Genomic DNA, 4,791 nt, shown 5'->3' with positions numbered 1-4,791 from the left:
GGTAATGCTGTCAACCTGTTGATGACTATTTTAATCTGTAGTCATTCAATCCTTGTAACATCAGGATGATCCTGGTGTCAGTGAAAATACGAAATCAACACGTTGGTATCATTACCCACCTGTGAACTGACGTCGGCATTTTGAATCTCACTTCGGCGTGCCCCCTCCGAATGGCGCAAAACATTTCGTGGTATGGCATGATAGCACCCGAAGAGAGTCAATTCAGGGTGGTAAATGTGAAACCAGTAACGCTATACGATGTCGCAGAGTATGCCGGTGTCTCTTATCAGACCGTTTCCCGCGTGGTGAACCAGGCCAGCCACGTCTCTGCGAAAACGCGGGAAAAGGTGGAAGCGGCGATGGCGCAGCTGAACTACATTCCCAACCGCGTGGCACAACAACTGGCGGGGAAACAGTCGTTGCTGATTGGCGTTGCTACCTCCAGTCTGGCCCTGCACGCGCCGTCGCAAATTGTCGCGGCGATTAAATCTCGCGCCGATCAACTGGGTGCCAGCGTGGTGGTGTCGATGGTAGAACGAAGCGGCGTCGAAGCCTGTAAAGCGGCGGTGCACAATCTTCTCGCGCAACGCGTCAGTGGGCTGATCATTAACTATCCGCTGGATGACCAGGATGCCATTGCTGTGGAAGCTGCCTGCGCTAATGTTCCGGCGTTATTTCTTGATGTCTCTGACCAGACTCCCATCAACAGTATTATTTTCTCCCATGAAGACGGTACGCGACTGGGCGTGGAGCATCTGGTCGCATTGGGTCACCAGCAAATCGCGCTGTTAGCGGGCCCATTAAGTTCTGTCTCGGCGCGTCTGCGTCTGGCGGGCTGGCATAAATATCTCACTCGCAATCAAATTCATCCGATAGCGGAACGGGAAGGCGACTGGAGTGCCATGTCCGGTTTTCAACAAACCATGCAAATGCTAAATGAGGGCATCGTTCCCACTGCGATGCTGGTTGCCAACGATCAGATGGCGCTGGGCGCAATGCGCGCCATTACCGAGTCCGGGTTGCGCGTTGGTGCGGATATCTCGGTAGTGGGATACGACGATACCGAAGACAGCTCGTGTTATATCCCGCCGTTAACCACCATCAAACAGGATTTTCGCCTGCTGGGGCAAACCAGCGTGGACCGCTTGCTGAAACTCTCTCAGGGCCAGGCGGTGAAGAGCAATCAGCTGTTGCCCGTCTCACTGGTGAAAAGAAAAACCACCCTGGCGCCCAATACGCAAACCACCTCTCCCCGCACGTTGGCAGATTCCTTAATGCAGCTGGCACGACAAGTTTCCCGACTTGAAAGCGGGCAGTGAGCGCAACGCAATTAATGTGAGTCAGCTCACTCATTAGGCACCCCAGGCTTTACACTCTATGTGTCCGGCTCGTATGTTATGCGAAAATGTGAGCGGATAACAATTCACGCAGGATACAACTATGACAATGATTACGGATTCACTGGCCGTCGTATTACAACGTCGTGACTGGGAAAACCCTGGCGTTACCCAACTTAATCGCCTTGCGGCACATCCCCCTTTCGCCAGCTGGCGTAATAGCGAAGAGGCTCGCACCGATCGCCCTTCCCAAGAGTCGCGCAGCCTGAATGGTGAATGGCGCTTTGCCTGGTTTCCGGCACCAGAAGCGGTACCAGAAAGCTGGCTGGAGCGCGATCTTCCTGACGCCGATACTGTCATCGTCCCCTCAAACTGGCAGATGCACGGTTACGATGCGCCTATCTACACCAACGTGACCTATCCCATTGCGGTCAATCCGCCGTATGTTCCCACGGAGAATCCGACGGGTTGTTACTCGCTCACATTTAATGTTGATGAAAGCTGGCTACAGGAAGGCCAGACGCGAATTATTTTTGATGGTGTTAACTCGGCGTTTCATTTGTGGTGCAACGGGCGCTGGGTCGGTTACGGACAGGACAGTCGTTTGCCGTCTGAATTTGACCTGAGCGCATTTTTACACGCCGGAGAAAACCGCCTCGCGGTGATGGTGCTGCGCTGGAGTGACGGCAGTTATCTGGAAGATCAGGATATGTGGCGGATGAGCGGCATTTTCCGTGACGTCTCGTTGCTGCATAAACCGAGCACGCAAATCAGCGATTTCCATGTAGCCACTCACTTTAATGATGATTTCAGCCGCGCTGTACTGGAGGCAGACGTTCAGATGTACGGCGAGCTGCGCGATGAGCTGCGGGTGACGGTTTCTTTGTGGCAGGGTGAAACGCAGGTCGCCAGCGGCACCGCGCCTTTCGGCGGTGAAATTATCGATGAGCGTGGTGGTTATGCCGATCACGTCACCCTACGTCTGAACGTCGAAAACCCGAAACTGTGGAGCGCCGAAATCCCGAATCTCTATCGTGCGGTGGTTGAACTGCACACCGCCGACGGCACGCTGATTGAAGCAGAAGCCTGCGATGTCGGTTTCCGCGAGGTGCGGATTGAAAATGGTCTGCTGCTGCTGAACGGCAAGCCGTTGCTGATTCGCGGCGTTAACCGTCACGAGCATCATCCTCTGCATGGTCAGGTCATGGATGAGCAGACGATGGTGCAGGATATCCTGCTGATGAAGCAGAACAACTTTAACGCCGTGCGCTGTTCGCATTATCCGAACCATCCGCTGTGGTACACGCTGTGCGACCACTACGGCCTGTATGTGGTGGATGAAGCCAACATTGAAACCCACGGCATGGTGCCAATGAATCGTCTGACCGATGATCCGCGCTGGCTACCCGCGATGAGCGAACGCGTAACGCGAATGGTGCAGCGCGATCGTAATCACCCGAGTGTGATCATCTGGTCGCTGGGGAATGAATCAGGCCACGGCGCTAATCACGACGCACTCTATCGCTGGATCAAATCTGTCGATCCTTCCCGCCCGGTACAGTATGAAGGCGGCGGAGCCGACACCTTCGCAACCGATATTATTTGCCCGATGTACGCGCGCGTGGATGAAGACCAGCCCTTCCCGGCTGTGCCGAAATGGTCCATCAAAAAATGGCTTTCGTTGCCTGGAGAGACGCGCCCGCTGATCCTTTGCGAATACGCCCACGCGATGGGTAACAGTCTTGGCGGCTTCGCTAAATACTGGCAGGCGTTTCGTCAGTACCCCCGTTTACAGGGCGGCTTCGTCTGGGACTGGGTGGATCAGTCGCTGATTAAATATGATGAAAATGGCAATCCGTGGTCGGCTTACGGCGGTGATTTTGGCGATACGCCGAATGATCGCCAGTTCTGCATGAACGGTCTGGTCTTTGCAGACCGCACGCCGCATCCGGCGCTGACGGAAGCAAAACACCAGCAGCAGTTTTTCCAGTTCAGTTTATCCGGGCGAACCATCGAAGTGACCAGCGAATACCTGTTCCGTCATAGCGATAACGAGCTCCTGCACTGGATGGTGGCGCTGGATGGCAAGCCGCTGGCAAGCGGTGAAGTGCCTCTGGATGTCGCTCCACAAGGTAAACAGTTGATTGAACTGCCTGAACTACCGCAGCCGGAGAGCGCCGGACAACTCTGGCTAACGGTTCACGTAGTGCAACCGAACGCGACCACATGGTCAGCAGCCGGACACATCAGCGCCTGGCAGCAGTGGCGTCTGGCGGAAAACCTCAGCGTGACACTCCCCTCCGCGCCCCACGCCATCCCGCAACTGACCACCAGCGAAACGGATTTTTGCATCGAGCTGGATAATAAGCGTTGGCAATTTAACCGCCAGTCAGGCTTTCTTTCACAGATGTGGATTGGCGATAAAAAACAACTGCTGACGCCGCTGCGCGATCAGTTCACCCGCGCACCGCTGGATAACGACATTGGCGTAAGTGAAGCGACCCGCATTGACCCTAACGCCTGGGTCGAACGCTGGAAGGCGGCGGGCCATTACCAGGCCGAAGCAGCGTTGTTGCAGTGCACGGCAGATACGCTTGCCGACGCGGTGCTGATTACCACGGTCCACGCGTGGCAGCATCAGGGGAAAACCTTATTTATCAGCCGGAAAACCTACCGGATTGATGGAAGTGGTCAAATGGCGATTACCGTTGATGTTGAAGTGGCGAGCAATACGCCACATCCGGCGCGGATTGGCCTGACCTGCCAGCTGGCGCAGGTAGCAGAGCGGGTAAACTGGCTCGGATTAGGGCCGCAAGAAAACTATCCCGACCGCCTTACTGCGGCCTGTTTTGACCGCTGGGATCTGCCATTGTCAGACATGTATACCCCGTACGTCTTCCCGAGCGAAAACGGTCTGCGCTGCGGGACGCGCGAATTGAATTATGGCCCACACCAGTGGCGCGGCGACTTCCAGTTCAACATCAGCCGCTACAGTCAACAGCAACTGATGGAAACCAGCCATCGCCATCTGCTGCACGCGGAAGAAGGCACATGGCTGAATATCGACGGTTTCCATATGGGGATTGGTGGCGACGACTCCTGGAGCCCGTCAGTGTCGGCGGAATTCCACCTTAGCGCCGGTAGCTACCATTACCAGTTGCTCTGGTGTCAAAAATAATAATAACCGGGCAGGCCATGTCTGCCCGTATTTCGCGTAAGGAAATCCATTATGTACTATTTAAAAAACACAAACTTTTGGATGTTCGGTTTATTCTTTTTCTTTTACTTTTTTATCATGGGAGCCTACTTCCCGTTTTTCCCGATTTGGCTACATGACATCAACCATATCAGCAAAAGTGATACGGGTATTATTTTTGCCGCTATTTCTCTGTTCTCGCTATTATTCCAACCGCTGTTTGGTCTGCTTTCTGACAAACTCGGGCTGCGCAAATAC

Annotated in this window: 3 protein-coding genes; all 3 read left to right on the top strand. The window is 54.4% G+C overall.

The window, feature by feature from the left end; translation table 11 throughout:
• Positions 1 to 236 precede the first annotated feature (236 nt).
• A complete protein-coding gene (lacI, locus tag ACOTX3_RS25715; RefSeq protein ID WP_007851507.1) occupies positions 237 to 1,319 on the top strand; it encodes a DNA-binding transcriptional repressor LacI in 1,083 nt (360 codons plus the stop codon).
• Positions 1,320 to 1,440: 121 nt separating this feature from the next.
• Positions 1,441 to 4,515 carry a beta-galactosidase gene (gene lacZ / locus ACOTX3_RS25710; RefSeq protein ID WP_007894989.1) on the top strand — a complete coding sequence of 1,025 codons (3,075 nt, stop codon included), beginning with the start codon at positions 1,441 to 1,443 and terminating at the stop codon, positions 4,513 to 4,515.
• Between the two features lie 51 nt (positions 4,516 to 4,566).
• On the top strand, positions 4,567 to 4,791 hold a 225-nt coding region (locus ACOTX3_RS25705; protein WP_080096007.1), incomplete at its 3' end, for an MFS transporter.

The organism is Enterobacter cloacae complex sp. IR5384 (assembly GCF_049237265.1).
In the GTDB taxonomy this organism is placed as follows: Bacteria; Pseudomonadota; Gammaproteobacteria; order Enterobacterales; family Enterobacteriaceae; genus Enterobacter; species Enterobacter cloacae.
Note: the sequence above shows the minus strand (reverse complement) of the source record. Positions and strands in the feature narration are given on the sequence as shown.

Excerpts from the sequence above, each read along its gene's own strand:
- lacZ (WP_007894989.1), top strand. The coding sequence starts at position 1,441 with ATGACAATGATTACGGATTCACTGGCCGTCGTATTACAACGTCGTGAC.